Raw genomic sequence first — 18,057 nt, 5'->3', positions numbered from 1 at the left:
CAAAAGCTTGTCTCCATTCATAGGATAAAGAAAGGCTGTAATCAATGTTATTGGATTCAGCGTTCCTAAACGGGTTTTAAGTGTGGATTCCCCTCAATTGTTATTACAAAAGGAGGTGTTTCTGCCCGTCTTAGGGTTAATATGAAGGGAGAGGCTAGAATTGCCAAATGTTCAATTAGTACCCTTCCAAGTAGAAGGAATAACAGAAAATACCTTGGAAGTTCCACGAGGTATTAGAATGATTCGTGCACGCTCTATTTGGAGAGAAGGGTTTAAGGGTGAGAACATAGTAGTAGCCGTAATCGATACAGGATGCCAGTCAGATCACCCTGATTTGATTGATCAAATTATTGGTGGATATAATTTCACGGACGATTATTATGGTGATCCTGTCAAATTTGCCGATAATAACGGACACGGGACTCATGTTTGCGGAACCATTGCAGCAGCAGAAAATGGTTTTGGAGTTGTAGGTGCAGCACCTAAAGCGAAGTTGCTGGTACTTAAGGTTTTAAATGGATCAGGAGAAGGAACAACAGAAAACATTACGTCAGCTATTAATTACGCTGTCAATTGGACAGGTCCTAATGGCGAAAAAGTACGGGTTATCTCGATGTCATTAGGGGGACCGGATAATGATCCGGCCTTACATTCGTCGATTATAAACGCCGTTCAATCTAATATAATGGTCGTGTGTGCCGCGGGAAATGAAGGCGATGGTAAGGCCGAAACAAACGAGTACAGTTATCCAGCTGCATATCCGGAAGTTGTGGCAGTAGGCTCAGTTGACCGGCGTGAACGAATTTCCAGATTTAGTAATTCTAATGGTGAAGTGGATTTAGTAGCCCCTGGGGAGAAAGTTGTATCAACCTTTCCTGGTAACCAATTTGCCGTCTTATCAGGTACATCCATGGCTGCCCCACATGTGTCAGGGGCTGTTGCGCTTTTGATAAATAAATTTGAAACAATACTTGGCCGTAAATTAACAGAGTTAGAAGAATTTAATGAACTCATAAATAATACAGTTTCGCTGGGCAAACCAAAGACTCAAGAAGGGCATGGAATGCTGAAACTAAATCACCAGAAATTAGAAAATATAAAAAAAGTTTTAAGGGAGTTTAGGTAGCCTTAAGATAGAGAACAGAAAAGTATATGATCCTAATTTCATTGCATATTGTGTTAGGAACTCGGATACAAAGTGATACAAACCCTCTGGGAGTTAAAGGGTTTTTTTTTGTAAATTTATTGCTTATTAAACTACTATGAAAATAAAACTCTAGGTCTAACAAGCTGAAATATTATTAAACCTAAAAAGCTTCTTCAAAGTTTGAACTCTGCAGTAGCCGCCTACTTATAACTTTCTATATTTCTCTGGCACTCTGGAATCGAATAAAGGAACGCAGTGGCAGTTACGTATCTCACCTCATTTGCCAATTTCAGTACAGTTGGCATGATTTGATTTATGGTACGTTCAATTCTATCTTCGATGATGAAAAATCGCACATTATCGGAAGGAATGTTTGGAAGCTGTTGCTTAGCGGCATGGCTGTCTCCTTGTTAAGTGCTATGATTGTTGGATTATTTGTTTGATAACCAATAAAAAATATATTACTTTTTTGTGTATTCAACTAAAAGGTGTGGAGTAAGAACATCCTTTATTTGAAAACAAACATATCTATTAATTTCGGTGTGTTAACTATGCAATTTTAAAACAGACAACCAACTAAAAAATTGAAATCCGTTAAACTTTATCGGGATTATGCCAGCGTAGGGTATTAAGATCCAAAAACACTCATTTCTCCGGAGATGAGTGTTTTTATTTGCATCCTTAGTAGACTCATGTAGTTCATCCTTTTTTGTTTAGCTTCGCATGGGGTATTTTGTGTGTAGTTTTGTTAAACAGACTAAGGATTAGATATACTTAAAAAGCAAAGAATAAAGAAATATTGACACAATAGCTTTTCTCTTTTCATAGGATAGGAGGGTATGGTATATTAATTTCAAGGAGGGATGGGAAATGGATGAAATGTTGAATGATAAAGATTCTGTGAATGAAGAAGAATGCTGTACGACCTCTTCCCACGGCCGAAGAAGTCATCACTCAGAAGCAGTAAAAAAGAATTTAACGACCCGGTTAAATCGAATTGAAGGTCAAATTCGCGGTATAAAGGGTCTTATTGAAAAAGATACGTATTGTGATGATGTGATTACCCAAATAGCAGCTACACAAAGCGCGATGAATAGTGTAGCCAAGATATTATTGGAAGGCCATCTAAGGAATTGTGTGGTCGAACGCCTGAATGAAGGGGATACAGAGGTTATAGATGAAGTGCTTGTAACGATACAAAAATTAATGAAAAAATAAAGGAGTAGATGTTGAAATGGAAAATGTAACATTGAGTGTAAGTGGAATGTCTTGTGGTCATTGTGTGAATGCAGTTGAAGGGAATGTAGGAAAACTTGCAGGTGTTGAAAGCGTAAAAGTACATTTGGACGCAGGAAAAGTAGATGTAGCGTTTGATAAGGAAAAAGTATCACTTGATAAAATAAAAGAAACAATCGATGATCAAGGCTACGATGTCGAATAAGTCATGGGAGTGCTGTTAAGCACTTTTTTTTACAAAAAAATATACCCCATAGCGGTATGGGAAGGCGGGGATGATGTGAGCGGCCAAATAAAAGAAACAACAATGCAGATTACAGGTATGACTTGCGCTGCCTGTGCAAACCGGATTGAAAAAGGGTTAAACCGAATGGAAGGCGTTGAGGAAGCCACCGTTAATTTGGCTCTTGAGAAATCGGTCATTAAATATGATACGGAAAAATTAAGCAACAAGGACTTTGAAAAGAAAATTCAAGATCTTGGCTATGATGTAGTAAAAGAGAAAAAGGAATTTACGATTACGGGCATGACCTGTGCTGCCTGTGCTAACCGAATTGAAAAAGGGTTAAATAAGCTTGATGGAGTAAGCATGGCCAATGTGAACCTTGCGCTTGAAAATGCGACAGTCGAATATGATCCTTCCGAAGCCTCCCCAGTTGACATCATTCAACGGGTGGAGAAGTTAGGGTATGGGGCGATCATCAAGGAAGATAACACGGAATCCGTGGATTTCCGTCAAAAAGAAATTCAAAAACAAAAGAATACATTCATTCTTTCGGTCATATTATCATTTCCATTGTTATGGGCGATGGTAAGTCATTTTAGTTTTACTTCGTTTATTTATATGCCTGATTTCCTCATGAATCCTTGGGTGCAAATGGCATTCGCCACCCCAGTGCAATTTCTGATTGGAAAGCAGTTTTATGTTGGGGCTTATAAAGCCTTGAAAAATAAAAGTGCCAATATGGATGTATTAGTCGCAATGGGAACATCCGCTGCCTATTTTTACAGTGTTTATCAGGCGATCATATCGATGGGATCCCATCACAATACGGCACAACTTTATTTCGAAACTAGTTCGATTCTTATCACCCTCATTCTATTAGGGAAGCTTTTTGAAGCAAAAGCAAAAGGACGTTCTTCCGAGGCCATCAAAAAATTGATGGGGCTTCAGGCCAAAACGGCATTGGTGTTAAGGAACGGGGAAGAACGCGAAATACCACTTGAGGAAGTCATCGTGGGAGATACGATATTGGTGAAGCCGGGTGAAAAGATCCCTGTCGATGGAGAAGTAGTCGAAGGGAACTCTGCCGTTGATGAATCCATGTTAACGGGTGAGAGCATTCCGGTGGATAAAACAAACGGGGATACTGTGATCGGTTCAACATTGAATAAGAATGGTTTTCTCAAAATGAAAGCGACAAAGATCGGAAGGGATACAGCTCTTTCTCAAATCATAAAAGTGGTTGAAGATGCTCAAGGGTCCAAAGCCCCGATTCAACGTCTTGCTGACCAAATTTCCGGTGTCTTCGTTCCCATTGTTGTCGGAATCGCCCTTTTAACTTTTCTGGTTTGGATGATATGGGTTAACCCTGGAGAATTCACACCAGCTTTTGAAGCGATGATTGCAGTGCTAGTCATAGCCTGTCCATGTGCTTTAGGTCTGGCCACTCCAACATCCATCATGGCAGGATCAGGTCGGGCCGCTGAATTCGGTATTTTATTTAAAGGCGGGGAACACTTGGAAACCACACACCATATAGATACGGTCATTTTGGATAAAACGGGAACAGTGACAAATGGTACCCCAGTGTTGACCGATGTCCTCATCGAGAACGGTATGGAAGAAGAACAGTTTTTATCTCTAATCGGCGCAGCTGAAAAACAATCTGAACACCCTCTTGCGCAATCAATCGTTCAAGGAATTCAAGCAAGACAGATATCACTTGCTGCGATTGAGGAATTTGAAGCGATTCCTGGATACGGCGTGAGAGCTGTAGTGGATCAAAAAGTGTTATACGTCGGAACGCGTAAATTGATGAAGCAAAATAACGTGGATATTACTAATGCTCTAACAGCGATGGAAGCTTTTGAAGAGCAAGGGAAGACAGCAATGCTCGCTAGCATTGAAGGTGAATATGCAGGCCTCATTGCCGTTGCCGATACGATAAAAGATACCTCGCTAACGGCGATTAAAAGGTTGAAAGCAATGGATATCCAGGTCATCATGATAACCGGGGATAATCAAAGGACAGCAAATGCCATCGGAAATCAAGTGGGCATTGACCAAGTGATTGCAGAAGTCCTTCCTGAAGGGAAAGCGGAAGAAGTGAAAAAACTGCAGGCAGCCGGTAAAAGAGTGGCAATGGTCGGAGATGGTATAAATGATGCTCCCGCGCTGGCACTAGCCGATATAGGAATGGCCATAGGAACCGGGACGGACGTAGCCATGGAAGCTGCCGATATCACTTTGATCCGGGGTGATTTGAACAGTATTGCTGATGCAATCCTCATGAGCAGGAAAACGATGCGGAATATCAAACAAAACCTATTCTGGGCTTTTGCCTACAACGTAATCGGGATACCAATTGCGGCAATCGGACTGCTTGCCCCCTGGTTAGCTGGTGCTGCCATGGCTTTCAGTTCTGTATCAGTCGTATTGAATGCACTTCGCCTTCAACGGGTAAAGCTCTGAAGATCATGTAACATATAATGAAGGCATTTGTACTGACTAACCATGCCACGAGCGTTTGGATTTTCATTCCCAACAAATAAAAGCCGATGATTCCTTGGCAAGGGAATCATCGGCTTTCATCTGGATGTTTATAGCGACCCCTAAATGATGTTCCTTCATACTTTCGGTTGCCAAACCGCTTATTTTAAACAGTAAAATACATAATCCGTTGGTGCGCCACGCTCGCCTTGTTGATGGAGCATCGCTGATACGTTACCGCGATGATAGGTCCCATGATTCACTACATGATGGATGAGGTCGGCAAGTACAAACTCACAAGCCCCCATTTTGGGATGTTCGGTTACAATGGTCCGTTCAAAATCAGGCTGTGAAGTAAAAAAATTATCATAATCCTTTGCAAGTTCATCATAGGAGGATTCAAGTTCACTTATTGAGACTCCGTCCACTTCTTTCCGCCGCTGTTCAACTTTCTTAAAAGTATCTTGAATGGTGCATCCTTTCATTATTTCCAACCAGGTAATATCTGTTGCGTAAAGGTGAACAAGGACTTCCTTGATGGATGGAAAGACACTTTTTATCGTGTCGCCATAGACTCCGTCCGGTAATTGTTTTAGGTTTTGGAACACTTGCTGATTAGCCCACACGTGGTAATCATACATTTTCCTTGCACGGTTCATTTCCATTTTTTCACTCCTTCAATTGTTACATATCCTTTTCGACATAATTAAAAAAATACCTCTATAAAAAATAACGGTCATCCTGTAAAGAAAATTACTTTTTTGATAAGTGAATAAATTGGTTTTTCACCAAAAAAGAACTGCTGAACGTTCCTCTTAGTTCCCAATACTAATCTTAGTGTCCTTATTCTTTTTGAATAATTAATCCAATAATTTTCTATTGAGATAACTTAAAGTTTAGTAGAGCCTAAATAAAAGAAGAAGTGAGGTAGATACTTTACTATTTTGGAAGAAAGATAAATAATTAAATTCTGTTAGTTTACATAAATGACCTTACCCACTTTGAGGCATTAGTTCAACAATATAAACATTATTTTGATTCGATAAAGTTTTTTAGAAGGGATCTGATAATTTGTCCATGCAATTTCCTCGTTTTATACATACCATGATAAAAGATGCCATCCTACTACAGTTATTATGTTTGATTACCATCACTTTTGCGTTCACCTATGTTAAGGGGTCTATCCACTTTTAATATAATAGTAGAGCCATAGTAGATGAAGGGTTTCTCAAATAGGGAATCAACAGACATGTAGTTTTGATAAAGGTTTTAAAAAATAAAAAAGGAAAAATGGATGGATATGCAACCAATTGTCAATCAGGGATGGAAAGCATAAACAGAGATTAGAAGTGCGGTTAATCATGCGAACAACCTGAAAAGCTGGCAAGGTCAAAGAACATGATATTACAGAAGTTGTGTTAGAGATTGAAAAACACAACCATGAGAATCTAGATCCTGTTAGCGAACTAATTTGTTAGAAAAATAGAACCGACATTAATTCCAATCATCGATGTCAAGCGGTTTTATTCTTCAACTGACGGGGCTGATTTTTGGATTTTAAGAGTGTGAAAATTCGCTTTATTTGAAAGTATTGTTAATAATTATAATAACTCTTATCGAGGGGTGGAAAAAAATGAAAGCAGATGCCGTTTTTGAAGGTGGGGGGGTCAGGGGAATTGCTTTTATTGGAGCGATTCAAGCAATGGAAGAGGAAAAAGTAGAATGGGAAAGACTCGCTGGGACATCAGCAGGAGCAGTAATCGCAGCTCTTTTGGCTAGTGGCTATAAAAGCCATGAAATTAGAGAACGGTATAGTGAAATCAACTACTCAAAGATGCGAGGCAAGACAATTCTAAATCGAATTCCTGTTTTTGGCTCCTTTTTGGAACTTATGGTTCACCTTGGGATTTATAAAAACGACTATTTGGAAACGTGGGTGGATTCTCTTCTTTCAGAAAAAGGGATTAGGACATTCACGGATCTTCCAGATGGAAAGTTGAAGATAATTGCATCTGATGTTTCGAATGGTCAGATGCTTATTTTGCCAGATGATTTGGAACGTTATGGGATGTCTCCTGCTGATTTAAAAGTTTCAACTGCCGTAATGATGAGTGCCTCTCTACCATTTTTCTTCCGTCCGGTTATTTGGAAATCAAAAGACCGGAAAAAATCCTACATTTTAGATGGTGGTTTACTTAGTAACTTCCCAATATGGATTTTCGATACAGACAATCCTCGCTTTCCAACATTCGGATTCCATTTTGTGAAAGATGAAGTTAACATAGATCCGGTTATACCAACGCCAATCCACCTTTTCAAAAATATATTTAAAACGATGCTTCAAGCCCATGATTTACGACATATGAACGAAGAAACGATTGAACGCACGATTCAAATTCCTACTGGCGGCATCAACGCAACGGACTTTGAACTGAATGAGGATGAAATCGACTTTCTCTATAAATCAGGCTATACTTCTGCAAAAGAATTTTTGTCTGAGTGGGATTTTGAACAATATAAGCACAAACGGATGCAAAGAGTAAAAAATAAGTAGGAGAAACATTACCCTATCGTTTCAAAAGGGTGAAAGAGTGGGACAAGGAGCTGTTACAACGGCTCTTTTTCTTATTGAACTAACGATCAATAGTTTAATATGAGGCATAGTTGTCTTGAGCTTAAAAGCAAAAAATGGAAATGCGAAATCATAAAAAATTAACCAGAGATATTATTTTAGAATTTTTTAAATGGATAAACGGAAATAAAAGATTGAAAAAAGAAAACAACGTTGGAAGAAATATATACCATAAATGAATTCCCTTACCAGATTCAGGAGATGGATCAATCGAATAAATCGTTTCCGCTATAAATTATGAAATTCAATGAACAGATCCTAAAAGGAGAAGAGATAGGAGGAACTCAATGTCACTGTGAGGAACGGATGATGAGACAGCCTTTCATACCTCTTTAAAAAATACTGAGAAAAAATATAGTTGTAGTAAATGTGCGAAGGGATGGGATCTCCAAAACAAATGAAAACAGTATTCCGGGTGCTTATCAGGAAGTAGTGGAAGCTCCGTTAACCATCCCAGTTTCCATTAAGATATTGTAATACCAATAGAAAAGTGGATTCAGCAGCGCCAAGCGAACAATTAATGTCCCACTTATCTGGTAAACTACATACTGCTTTATCAGGTACGTCTATGGACGTCCCGCATGTATCAGGAGCGCTTGCTTATATTATAGAAAAGTAATAAAAAACGTCTCTAAGCCTTTCCGGTAGCAAAGCCAGAGATGGAAATGGATCGTGGGCTAAAGTTTGTTATGATTTTACTCTCAAAAAAACGGTCTATCAATTTTTCCCCACTTGGCATAAAACGTTTGCTAGGAATATAATCCTAAAAATAAGAATAAAGATTGACATTCACACATCCTCATAATACGATACTTTACAGAATAAATAGAATTTTCTTTTTATTTTTTTGTCACAAAACAAAAACCGAGTTTTATATTATAAAACAATAACCTCCTTGTATATACATATTCTCCAAGCGTGAACTTTGACTTTTTCTAATTTTGGAAGCGCTGCCAATTACGGCGTTTTATATAACAAGGGGGGATAAGGTATGGAAGCAAGAATGGAAACAAAGCAAGAAAAGCCATTAAATATTGGCCGGAAATTTCGCTGGACCGTCGTCATCTGGTTATTGATTGGGGGAATAATCAACTATCTAGATCGGGCCAACCTCTCCATTGCGGCTCCCGAAATGATGAAGGATCTCGGACTGAGCGTGACCGAAATCGGGTTATTGGGAACCTTTTTTTCTTGGAGTTATGCATTAATGCAGCTTCCTTCCGGCTGGCTGATTGATCGGTTCGGGACCAAAAAGGTGTATACAATTGCGCTTATTTGGTGGAGCGGTGCGACCATTTTAACCGGAGCCGTTCATAAAATGAGTTCATTTATTGCTGCACGGATTTTACTTGGAGTGGGAGAAGCACCGTGTTTTCCGACGATGGCTAAGATCACTTCGTATTGGTTTCCTAAAAAGGAACGAGGCTTGGCAACTGGAATTTGGGATTCTTCGTCCAAATGGGGACCAGCCATTGCACCGCCAATTCTCGTTTTCATCATGGTGACGTTTGGATGGAGAGCGCTGTTTTATATAACGGGTGTGATCGGCATCATCTTCGCGATCGGTTTTGTTATTTTTTATAAAAATCCTGAAAAAAGCCAAAAACTTTCCAAGGAGGAATTTGATTACATTAAGTCGGAAGGTGGTGGAGTGGAGCAAGGTATTCAATCATCAAAAATAAAATGGGGTTCGTTATTTAAATATCGAAGCGTGTGGGGGATGATTCTGGGCTTCTTCTGTACCATTTGGATTTGGAACATTTTCCTTGTCTTCCTTCCCCTTTATTTGTTTGATGTCCATCATGTCTCACTTAAAGAAATGGGTATATATGCTGGTATTCCTTGGCTTGGCGGAATCTTTGGCAATATTTTCGGAGGATATCTTACTAAAAAATGGGTCGACAAAGGAATTACTACACCTATTAAAGCAAAGCGTGCCTTAATTAGTATATGTGCCATCTCGGCCGCTATTGTTGTATGTGCAGTTCCACTTGCCAAAGGGCTCGCTATTACCTTAACATTACTGACCCTTGCCCTTTGTTTTATTTCTGCCATTACAGGCAGCGCGTGGGCACTTGCCGGTGACATTGCTCCTCCTTCCATGGTTGCTTCCGTAGGTGCAATTCAGAATTTTGGCGGTTATTTTGGTGGAGCCTTTTCCCCTGTTGTGGCAGGCATGATAGTGGATGCAACTGGTTCTTACTCTCTTGCCTTTATATCTGGCGGTTTAATCGCCGGATGCGCCGCAATCTGTTATTGGTTTATTGTAAAACATCCTATTCAAGAATAGGGTAATCGAGGAGGACATAAATTGATGCCAAAAGTGTATATAGCAAGACCAGTACCGGCCGAGGTAGAGGCATTTATTTCGAAATATTGTCAGTATGAAAAATGGAAAGGCCCTGAACCAATCACCAGAAGCCAGCTGTTAAAGGAAATTTCCGATGTGGAGGGTCTGCTCATCACAGGAGAAAAAATAAATGATGAATTTCTGGACCATGCTCCATGTCTAAAGGCTGTCAGCAATATCTCGGTAGGCTACAACAACTTTGATCTAGAGGCAATGAAAAAGAGAAGCATAATCGGTACAAATACACCTGATGTACTCAATGAAACCGTGGCTGATTTAGCTTTAGCCTTAATGCTCTCAGCAGCCCGCCGTATTCCGGAACTGGACAAGCTTGTAAAGGATGGCAAGTGGGGAAATAAAGGCGATGAACCCCTCTTTGGCGTTGATGTTCATGGGAAAACATTGGGCATCATCGGTATGGGGAGAATTGGGGAATCTATTGCAAGACGAGGCAAATTCGGTTTTAACATGGAAGTTTTGTATCATAATCGGCGAAGAAAATCCGAAGTGGAGGAAACGCTCAGTACAACCTACTCCTCTTTAGAGCACCTTTTACGGGAATCCGATTTCGTTCTTTTAATGGTCCCTTATACTCCGGAGACGAGGCATCTTATGGGACGGGAGCAATTCGCGCTGATGAAAAAATCTGCGATCTTTATCAATACATCCCGCGGTCAGACGGTGGACGAAAAGGCCCTCATTGAAGCACTGCGAAATAAGGAAATCCTTGCAGCTGGTTTGGATGTATTTGAACAGGAACCCGTATCGCCTGACAATCCGCTTTTAGCCATGCCGAACGTGGTTACCTTGCCGCATATAGGTTCAGCTACTCATCAAACACGATTTGATATGGCCATGCTTGCGGCGAAGAACCTCGTTGCAGCGGTTACTGGAAGGGAGGTAAGCAATGTTGTCCCTGAATTGAAAGGACTTCAGTCACAAAAATAGTAAAAATTATTAACACAGCGGAAATATTAGGTTGGCCATGACAAATTAAAAGAATCGTTGATATTTAAAACTCACACCATTCATAAATTTAGATGAGATAGATAGTTTTTTATTAAATGCAGGACATAAAAGAAAAATTCGTTAAAAAGGCATCCATTCAATTTGGATGCCTTTTTAATGGGGAGAAAGTATGTGTTCAAAATGACCCTAAACAATTTGTTCTACGGCACAATTCCAACCAACAAAATAAGACGTAGAAGACTTGACTAGGAAGCATTAGGTTAGAAGGGATGATCATTCATTAGATATATTACAGAAAGAATAGTCCACGGGTCCAAGAAAAGAATACGAGGTGGTTAAGAAGAGGAATATGCTGCATGAACTGCATAGTGACTATTAAAAATAATTCTAAAATAACTCCATGTGTGCAGTTGTAATGATCCCAAGAAGTATTAGTAGAATTAGACATATTTTAAATCATTTGGTTCTTTTTCTTTTCCTAAGTAAATTCAATAGTTTATCTAGTTCCTGGCTTTTATATAATGTTGTTGGGGCTGTAAAACCATATATCATTCCTATAGTTATTAATTCTTTCCTCAATATCTCAATTTTTTCATTTAATTCTTCCATACTCTCCAATGCAGAATCCCTCAAGTACTTTCATTTTTTATTATGAAACCATTATTACATAAATTAGGATGTTTTTAAATAAAAAGTGAGTGAATACTCATAAAATATTTGGACATTCATTAGTCCGATTTTGTATCTTGCTTTTATTCTACTTTCCCGCAGACTTCATTAGGCTTACATAAACAGATGAAATACTATAAGTTTATAAAAAATTTTTCATTGTTAAAATAGCCCATGGAAGTTATTTGTAACGATTAAATAAATGATTCATGAAGAGAACTAGGGCGAAAGACTGTCGTTGTATGTTAAAGTTTGTAGGTCTATGTAAATGTATGAGTGAATTAAAACTCTTTTTGTGTTCAATAGGGACCATTAGTCCTGACTGAAAATTCCTAATTGGAAATTTATTGATTTACATTTCTTCATACACCTTTAAAAATGCCCTTCTATACTTGAACCAGATTCAAATAATAGGAGGGAAAGATCAATGAATAATGAAAGAGCAATGGATGATTTAATTAAGAATTGGAGCGAATTAGGTAAGAATATGGACCGCCGAAACTTTATCCAGGGAGCAAGTAAGCTTGCCGGACTTTCATTAGGTCTTGCCCTTGCCCAATCAATGGGCGGGATTGAAGTGAATGCTGCCCCGAAATTCAGTGATTATCCATTTACTCTCGGAGTAGCTTCAGGTGATCCGCTATCGGACAGTGTAGTTTTATGGACAAGGTTGGCACCTGATCCGTTGAATGGCGGAGGAATGCCAAAAGAAGCCATTTCCGTTAAATGGGAAGTGGCAAAGGATGAGAATTTCAGAAAGATTGTCCAGCAAGGCAAGGAAATAGCCAGGCCGGAACTTGGCCACTCCGTTCATGTGGAAGTAAGCGGGTTAAAACCTGATAAGGTCTATTTTTACCGGTTTAAAAGCGGAGGGGAAGTAAGTCAGACTGGGAAAACGAAAACACTTCCGCCAATAGGTTCAAGTGTATCTAGCTTGTCATTCGCGTTTGTTTCATGCCAGCAATTTGAGCATGGTTATTATACGGCCTATAAACATTTGGCAAAAGAAGATCTGGATATTGTCTTTCACCTTGGCGATTACATATATGAATATGGCCCAAATGAATATGTTTCTTCTTCAGGTAATGTCCGTGTACATAGTGGTCCGGAGATCATCACGCTTGAGGATTATCGAAATAGGTACGCACAATACCGCTCCGATACCCATTTAAAAGCGGCACACGCAGCTTTCCCATGGGTCGTGACTTGGGATGATCATGAAGTTGAAAACAATTATGCAAATGTCATTCCGGAAAAAGGACAATCGGTAGAAGCATTCATCAAGAGAAGGGCCGCCGCCTATCAAGCTTACTATGAGCATATGCCCCTTCGTAAATCATCTTTGCCTAAGGGAGCGGATATGCGGTTATACAGAAATTTCACATATGGCGATCTGGCCTCTTTCTTTGTATTGGATTCCCGTCAATACCGGGATGATCAGGCAAACGGCGATGGAAGTTCCCCGCAAACGCCTGAGTCACTTGATCCGAAAAGGACATTGCTAGGTCCAGAGCAGGAACAGTGGCTAACTGACAATCTATCAAAATCAAATACAAAGTGGAACGTTTTGCCTCAGCAGATTTTCTTTGCACAAAGGAATTATGGAACACCAACCGCTCCCAAATTCAGCATGGATTCCTGGGATGGCTACCCGGCTGCACGCGATCGTTTAATTGATGTAATCAAAAGAAACAACCTGGAAAATCTGGTCGTGTTGACCGGTGATGTACATGCAAGCTGGGCAGCCAATTTAAAGGCGGATTTCGATGATCCAAATTCAAAGATTTTCGGTGTGGAGTTTGTCGGAACTTCCATCACATCTGGTGGAAATGGAGCGGATAAGCGTGCGGATACTGATAAAATACTAAGTCAGAATCCACATATAAAGTTCTTTAATGATTACCGGGGATATGTCCGATGCAAAGTAACCCCAGAACAATGGAAGGCTGACTACCGTGTAGTCCCATTCGTGACAGAACCAGGTGCAGACATATCGACAAGAGCATCCTTTGTTTTTGATAAGGATCAAACAGGGCTGCGAAAGGTTGCATCAGCAGCGGTTATGGAAGGTGTACAAAAAACGAACGAAGTCGAGGAAGATCGGACACGGGCCCATAATCGCGCACATGAAAAACAAAGTATGAAAAAGCAGGGGAAAGTGACTAATTGATAGGGAACGATAATGATACTTGACAAGAATAAAGCGAAGAAAAATGAGAAAATCAGAGGAGTGAATAAGAATGCTTTCAAATATAGGAATACCCGGTTTGGTGATTGTCCTCGTGATTGCACTGATTATTTTTGGACCGTCCAAGCTGCCGGAAATAGGCCGTGCATTTGGCCGGACTTTATCCGAATTCAAAAGTGCAACCAAAGGTTTGGTGAATGATTCAGATAAAGAGGAAGAAAATGAGAATAAAGCTGCGTTAAGAGCTGTTAAAAAAGAGGGATGAATTTAATGGGATAGAGCGGGCGGAAAGACTCGCCTGCTTCTTTTCATGAGAAGGGTTCGAGGGAGAATGCTATTTTGCAATAGTGCAAGTGAAATGTCTAAAAAGGAGGAGTGAAGGTGGAAAGTAAGGATTTACACGTTATTGAACATATGGAGGAGCTCCGAGGCAGAATCATTAAAACACTGATAGGTTTTTTGGCTTTTTTCATAGTGAGTTTCATATTCGTACAGGATATTTATGATTTGCTCATTAAGGATTTGGAAGGAAAGCTTGCCGTGCTCGGACCAAGTGAAATCCTATGGGTATACATGATTATCGCTGCGGTTTGTGCAATAGCTGCGACGATTCCGCTAGCAGCCTATCAGTTATGGCGCTTTGTGGCTCCAGCGCTGAAACCGGAAGAGAGAAGAGTTACATTTCGGTTCATACCCGGGCTCTTCATTCTATTCATCACCGGTATCTCATTTGGATATTTTGTGTTGTTTCCAATAGTGCTGGGTTTTCTCACTTCCCTATCGGCCGGGCAGTTCGAGATGATGTTCACAGCGGAAAAGTATTTTCGGTTCATGATTAATTTGATCTTACCTTTCGGGATTTTATTCGAAATGCCGCTTGTGGTCATGTTCCTGACCAGATTAGGAATCATCAATCCAACAGTGTTGAAAAAGTCTCGTAAGATTTCTTATTTCGTCCTGGTCATCATCTCGATCCTGATTACGCCTCCAGATATCATTTCGGACATTTTGGTTATCGTCCCTCTGCTTGTGCTATATGAAGTGAGTGTACAGCTATCCAATATGGTTTATCGAAAAAGGCTGATGAAAGATGAGTCAGCTTTACCAGTAACATGAAATGGTTAATTGACAACTTATCGAAAAAACATTTCTTGGGAAATAGTTAATGGAACACTAAAAAGTTGAGGGGCATACCCCTCAACTTTTTTATTGCGGAATAATAATTGATGGGACTAATTAGGGGGATATACATTTACCTGCATACCTAAACAGTTTTTTTATCTTTTTGTCAGGTTGTTTAATGTCGGACTAAGTCTATTGAAGCGAGATTATAAATAGCCTTCTCCTAGTATAACCCATTGGAAATTTAAATCATTTATTGGAATGTCTTATTCATTCAGGTAAACTCAAAGGCTTCTGAACAGCGTTAAGTTGTACAAAAAAATAGTAAAAATGAACATCTTCAAGTTTTAAGGGGGATGTTTTATTTTATTTATTAGAAGGAGAGAGGATTCTGGTTAGCGAATTATTGTAATCACTTGAACCAAAATATGCATACTTCATAAAATCATTCAAAGTATCGAACGGGAAAAGGTTCGAATAAATAGTTGTAAGAGATGAATGTGTATCTTATGGTTCAAGTATAAATATATATTTAGGGGGGGAAAGCATCATCAAAATATCGAACGGGATGGTGAGAAGTTTATGAAGGATATAGTGAAAATTATCGCAGGAAACATTTCCATGACCTTTGCCTATGCTTATTTAATCGTTCCCAATGAAATTATTAACGGCGGGGTAACTAGCTCGGCATTATTATTGAATGCATTATCGGGTTATAACATTGCCATGCTAGCCAATTTCGTAACAGGATTACTGTTAATCATTTGTTTAGTTTTTCTAGGGAAAGAATACTTTATTAAATCGATCGTAAGTTCGCTTAGCTATATGGTTTTTTTCAATTTTTTTTATTCATGGAAGATTAATTTCGATATAAATATCGGTTTAGTGATTATCATTTCGTCGATTTTGATAGCGATAGGATATTATTTATGTATAACAGCAAATGCCTCCACTGTTGGCTTTGACGTGATTGCCTTAATTTTACATCATAAAAATGAAAGATTAGATATTGCAGCGACAATAAGGGTTATTAATCTTATCGTACTGATATTGGGCCTTCTTGTTTACGGTTATACATCGATTGTTAAGGGAATTGCGTTTACATTGCTTTTTTCATACCTTCTAAAGAAAATGCTGGATAGGAAGCAGAATACCGTAAAATTAGCAACGGAAAGTGTGTTAGACGAATCCTCCAAGGTGAAAGAAGTAAAATGAAAAATATTTGAGGTTTGCAGTATTAATGGGCACCTTTTTTATTTGAAAATTTTCATTTTGTTATCTAAATATTCTGATTTTTAAATTGACTTTAAAAAAATCAGAGTGTATTATACACATAGTAAGTGGTACTAACATCATGACGTAGTGATGTTAGATCCGCTTCGGATTTCAAAATAGCCTTAAGGAAGGGGGAATAGTGATATAGAATCTTAAGTTCATAGCGTCATCTCCTGTGTTGTTTTTAAAATGCCATGTTTCCTAGTTCCCACTATCTTTGTGAAAGTGTAAAGGACAGGCAGTTGAAAAAGCCTTGTTTTTACATGCAAGTAGCGATTATTTTAGTTGATTCCCCAAAATATTGAAAGTTGGTGGAGGGTATGAAACATCAACAGGAAGAACTGAAACCAGGTCTGAAACAAAGACATTTAACGATGATATCCTTAAGTGGTGTCATAGGCGCTGGTTTGTTCGTAGGAAGCGGTATCATTATTGGTCAAACGGGCCCCGGGGCGATATTATCATATGTTTTGGCAGGCTTGATCGTTGTTCTAGTCATGAGGATGCTTGGGGAAATGGCCACTGTGAATCCCAATACTGGATCTTTTGCCGTATATGCAAGAGAGGGGATTGGTGAATGGGCCGGTTTTACAACAGGTTGGTTATATTGGTTCTTTTGGGTTATCGTCATTGCTTTGGAAGCAACAGCGGGAGCTGCAATCATACACAGCTGGCTTCCTTCCGTTCCCGTTTGGGTCATAAGTCTATCTTTGATTATCCTATTGAAACTGACGAATATTTTTTCTGTAAAATCGTTTGGTGAGTTCGAATACTGGTTTTCAATCATTAAAATAATCAGTATCATCCTATTTTTGTGCCTGGGTGTGGCAGTGATATTAGGGTTTATCCCAACGATAAAACCACCTGGCGCCTCCAATCTTCTGAATTTTGGCGGTTTTATTCCGAACGGGATAAGTTCTGTTCTTGTTGGCGTCGCGATTGTTTTTCATGCATTTGTTGGAGTGGAGATTCCAGCGATTGCCGCGGGTGAGACGAGTGATCCGGTTAAGTCAGTTAGAAGTGCATTGAATAGTGTGGTATGGCGAATCCTGATTTTCTATATTGGGTCCATCGCCATTCTAGTGACGCTATTACCTTGGAATTCGGCTTCTTTGCTGAAAAGTCCATTTGTTGCCGTACTTGAAATGATGGGAATCCCTTCTGCTGCCCTGATCATGAATATAGTGATTCTCATTGCATTGCTTTCCTGTTTGAATTCGGGGTTATATACGAGTTCACGCATGTTATTTTCACTTGCACAAAAGGGTGATGCTCCAAAGTTATTTTCAAAAGTGAGCAAGAACGGTGTCCCTATATTTGCTGTAGTCGGCTCTACATTATTTGCCTTTATCAGCACCATTTTCAGTTATGTCTCACCTGATAAAATCTTTTTCTTTTTAGTGAATTCCTCGGGTGGAGTCGGAATTCTTGTTTATCTGGCCATTGCGGTTTCCCATCTCAGATTAAGGAAGAGAATGGAGAAAGAAAATCCCGGAATTTTCAAGATCAAAATGTGGTTATTCCCTTATTTGACTTATGTAACCATACTATCCATGATTTCCGTTTTGGTATTAATGGCATTTATCGATTCGCAGCGTCCACAGTTCATCTTTACCATGCTATTTAGCTTGATCGTTATCTGTTCATTCTTTTTCCTTCGGCGCAAAAAAGCGAAGTATATGGAGAATGAATTAAATATTGTTCCTGGTTCCCCTAATTCTGAAAAATTATAGCTTTTACTCTATACCATTTTAAG

The 18,057-nt window shown here is 39.3% G+C and carries 14 protein-coding genes and 1 pseudogene; 13 read left to right on the top strand and 2 right to left on the bottom strand.

Annotated features, from left to right (window positions below):
* Positions 1-238: 238 nt before the first annotated feature.
* The 5 genes and pseudogenes from FNK51_RS10680 to FNK51_RS10660 all read left to right on the top strand — a co-directional run bounded on the left by FNK51_RS10680 (position 239) and on the right by FNK51_RS10660 (position 5,078).
* Complete coding sequence (locus tag FNK51_RS10680; RefSeq protein ID WP_098371998.1) at positions 239-1,126, top strand: S8 family peptidase; 888 nt, start codon at positions 239-241, stop codon at positions 1,124-1,126.
* Between the two features lie 273 nt (positions 1,127-1,399).
* Positions 1,400-1,590 (top strand): annotated as a pseudogene (locus FNK51_RS10675) (nucleoside transporter C-terminal domain-containing protein); the annotation flags it as partial.
* 436 nt (positions 1,591-2,026) lie between these two features.
* The gene (locus tag FNK51_RS10670; protein WP_230176591.1) at positions 2,027-2,365 is read left to right on the top strand and encodes a metal-sensitive transcriptional regulator; all 339 of its coding nucleotides are present in this window, start codon (positions 2,027-2,029) and stop codon (positions 2,363-2,365) included.
* Positions 2,366-2,381: 16 nt separating this feature from the next.
* On the top strand, positions 2,382-2,588 hold the full coding sequence (gene copZ / locus FNK51_RS10665; protein ID WP_141993303.1) for a copper chaperone CopZ: 207 nt from the start codon (positions 2,382-2,384) through the stop codon (positions 2,586-2,588).
* A gap of 102 nt (positions 2,589-2,690) precedes the next feature.
* A complete protein-coding gene (locus FNK51_RS10660) occupies positions 2,691-5,078 on the top strand; it encodes a heavy metal translocating P-type ATPase (protein ID WP_179891088.1) in 2,388 nt (795 codons plus the stop codon).
* 179 nt (positions 5,079-5,257) lie between these two features.
* On the opposite strand, the gene FNK51_RS10655 is transcribed toward FNK51_RS10660, so the two are convergent.
* Positions 5,258-5,761, bottom strand: coding sequence for a DinB family protein (locus tag FNK51_RS10655; protein ID WP_098371759.1), 504 nt, complete (start codon positions 5,759-5,761; stop codon positions 5,258-5,260).
* Between the two features lie 968 nt (positions 5,762-6,729).
* On the opposite strand from FNK51_RS10655, the gene FNK51_RS10650 reads away from it, so the two are divergent.
* The 3 genes from FNK51_RS10650 to FNK51_RS10640 all read left to right on the top strand — a co-directional run bounded on the left by FNK51_RS10650 (position 6,730) and on the right by FNK51_RS10640 (position 11,026).
* The gene (locus tag FNK51_RS10650; RefSeq protein WP_141993302.1) at positions 6,730-7,650 is read left to right on the top strand and encodes a patatin-like phospholipase family protein; all 921 of its coding nucleotides are present in this window, start codon (positions 6,730-6,732) and stop codon (positions 7,648-7,650) included.
* Between the two features lie 1,069 nt (positions 7,651-8,719).
* Positions 8,720-10,018, top strand: coding sequence for an MFS transporter (locus FNK51_RS10645; RefSeq protein WP_098371761.1), 1,299 nt, complete (start codon positions 8,720-8,722; stop codon positions 10,016-10,018).
* 24 nt (positions 10,019-10,042) lie between these two features.
* Entirely contained in the window at positions 10,043-11,026 is a 984-nt protein-coding gene (locus FNK51_RS10640; RefSeq protein ID WP_179891078.1) for a 2-hydroxyacid dehydrogenase, read from the top strand.
* A 477-nt stretch (positions 11,027-11,503) separates the two neighbouring features.
* Here FNK51_RS10640 and FNK51_RS10635 read toward each other — a convergent pair whose 3' ends face one another.
* Positions 11,504-11,656 (bottom strand): aspartyl-phosphate phosphatase Spo0E family protein, encoded by a 153-nt coding sequence (locus FNK51_RS10635; protein WP_098371763.1) that lies wholly within the window; start codon positions 11,654-11,656, stop codon positions 11,504-11,506.
* A 487-nt stretch (positions 11,657-12,143) separates the two neighbouring features.
* Between FNK51_RS10635 and FNK51_RS10630 the strand changes: the two genes are divergently transcribed.
* From FNK51_RS10630 to FNK51_RS10610, 5 genes are all read left to right on the top strand, one after another.
* Positions 12,144-13,886: an alkaline phosphatase D family protein gene (locus tag FNK51_RS10630; protein WP_141993301.1), complete on the top strand. Its 1,743-nt coding sequence runs from the start codon at positions 12,144-12,146 to the stop codon at positions 13,884-13,886.
* 70 nt (positions 13,887-13,956) lie between these two features.
* Positions 13,957-14,169, top strand: a complete 213-nt coding sequence (locus FNK51_RS10625) for a twin-arginine translocase TatA/TatE family subunit (RefSeq protein WP_098371765.1) — start codon at positions 13,957-13,959, stop codon at positions 14,167-14,169.
* Between the two features lie 149 nt (positions 14,170-14,318).
* Positions 14,319-15,020 carry a twin-arginine translocase subunit TatC gene (gene tatC, locus FNK51_RS10620; RefSeq protein WP_397269666.1) on the top strand — a complete coding sequence of 234 codons (702 nt, stop codon included), beginning with the start codon at positions 14,319-14,321 and terminating at the stop codon, positions 15,018-15,020.
* A 588-nt stretch (positions 15,021-15,608) separates the two neighbouring features.
* A complete protein-coding gene (locus FNK51_RS10615) occupies positions 15,609-16,241 on the top strand; it encodes a YitT family protein (RefSeq protein ID WP_141993300.1) in 633 nt (210 codons plus the stop codon).
* A gap of 380 nt (positions 16,242-16,621) precedes the next feature.
* Entirely contained in the window at positions 16,622-18,034 is a 1,413-nt protein-coding gene (locus FNK51_RS10610; protein WP_141993299.1) for an amino acid permease, read from the top strand.
* Positions 18,035-18,057 lie beyond the last annotated feature (23 nt).

It is taken from the genome of Bacillus sp. B4EP4a, assembly GCF_006680105.1.
In the GTDB taxonomy this organism is placed as follows: Bacteria; Bacillota; Bacilli; order Bacillales; family DSM-1321; genus Peribacillus; species Peribacillus simplex_E.
The sequence above is the reverse complement of the archived record's forward strand: the minus strand, read 5'-3'. Positions and strand labels throughout refer to the sequence as shown.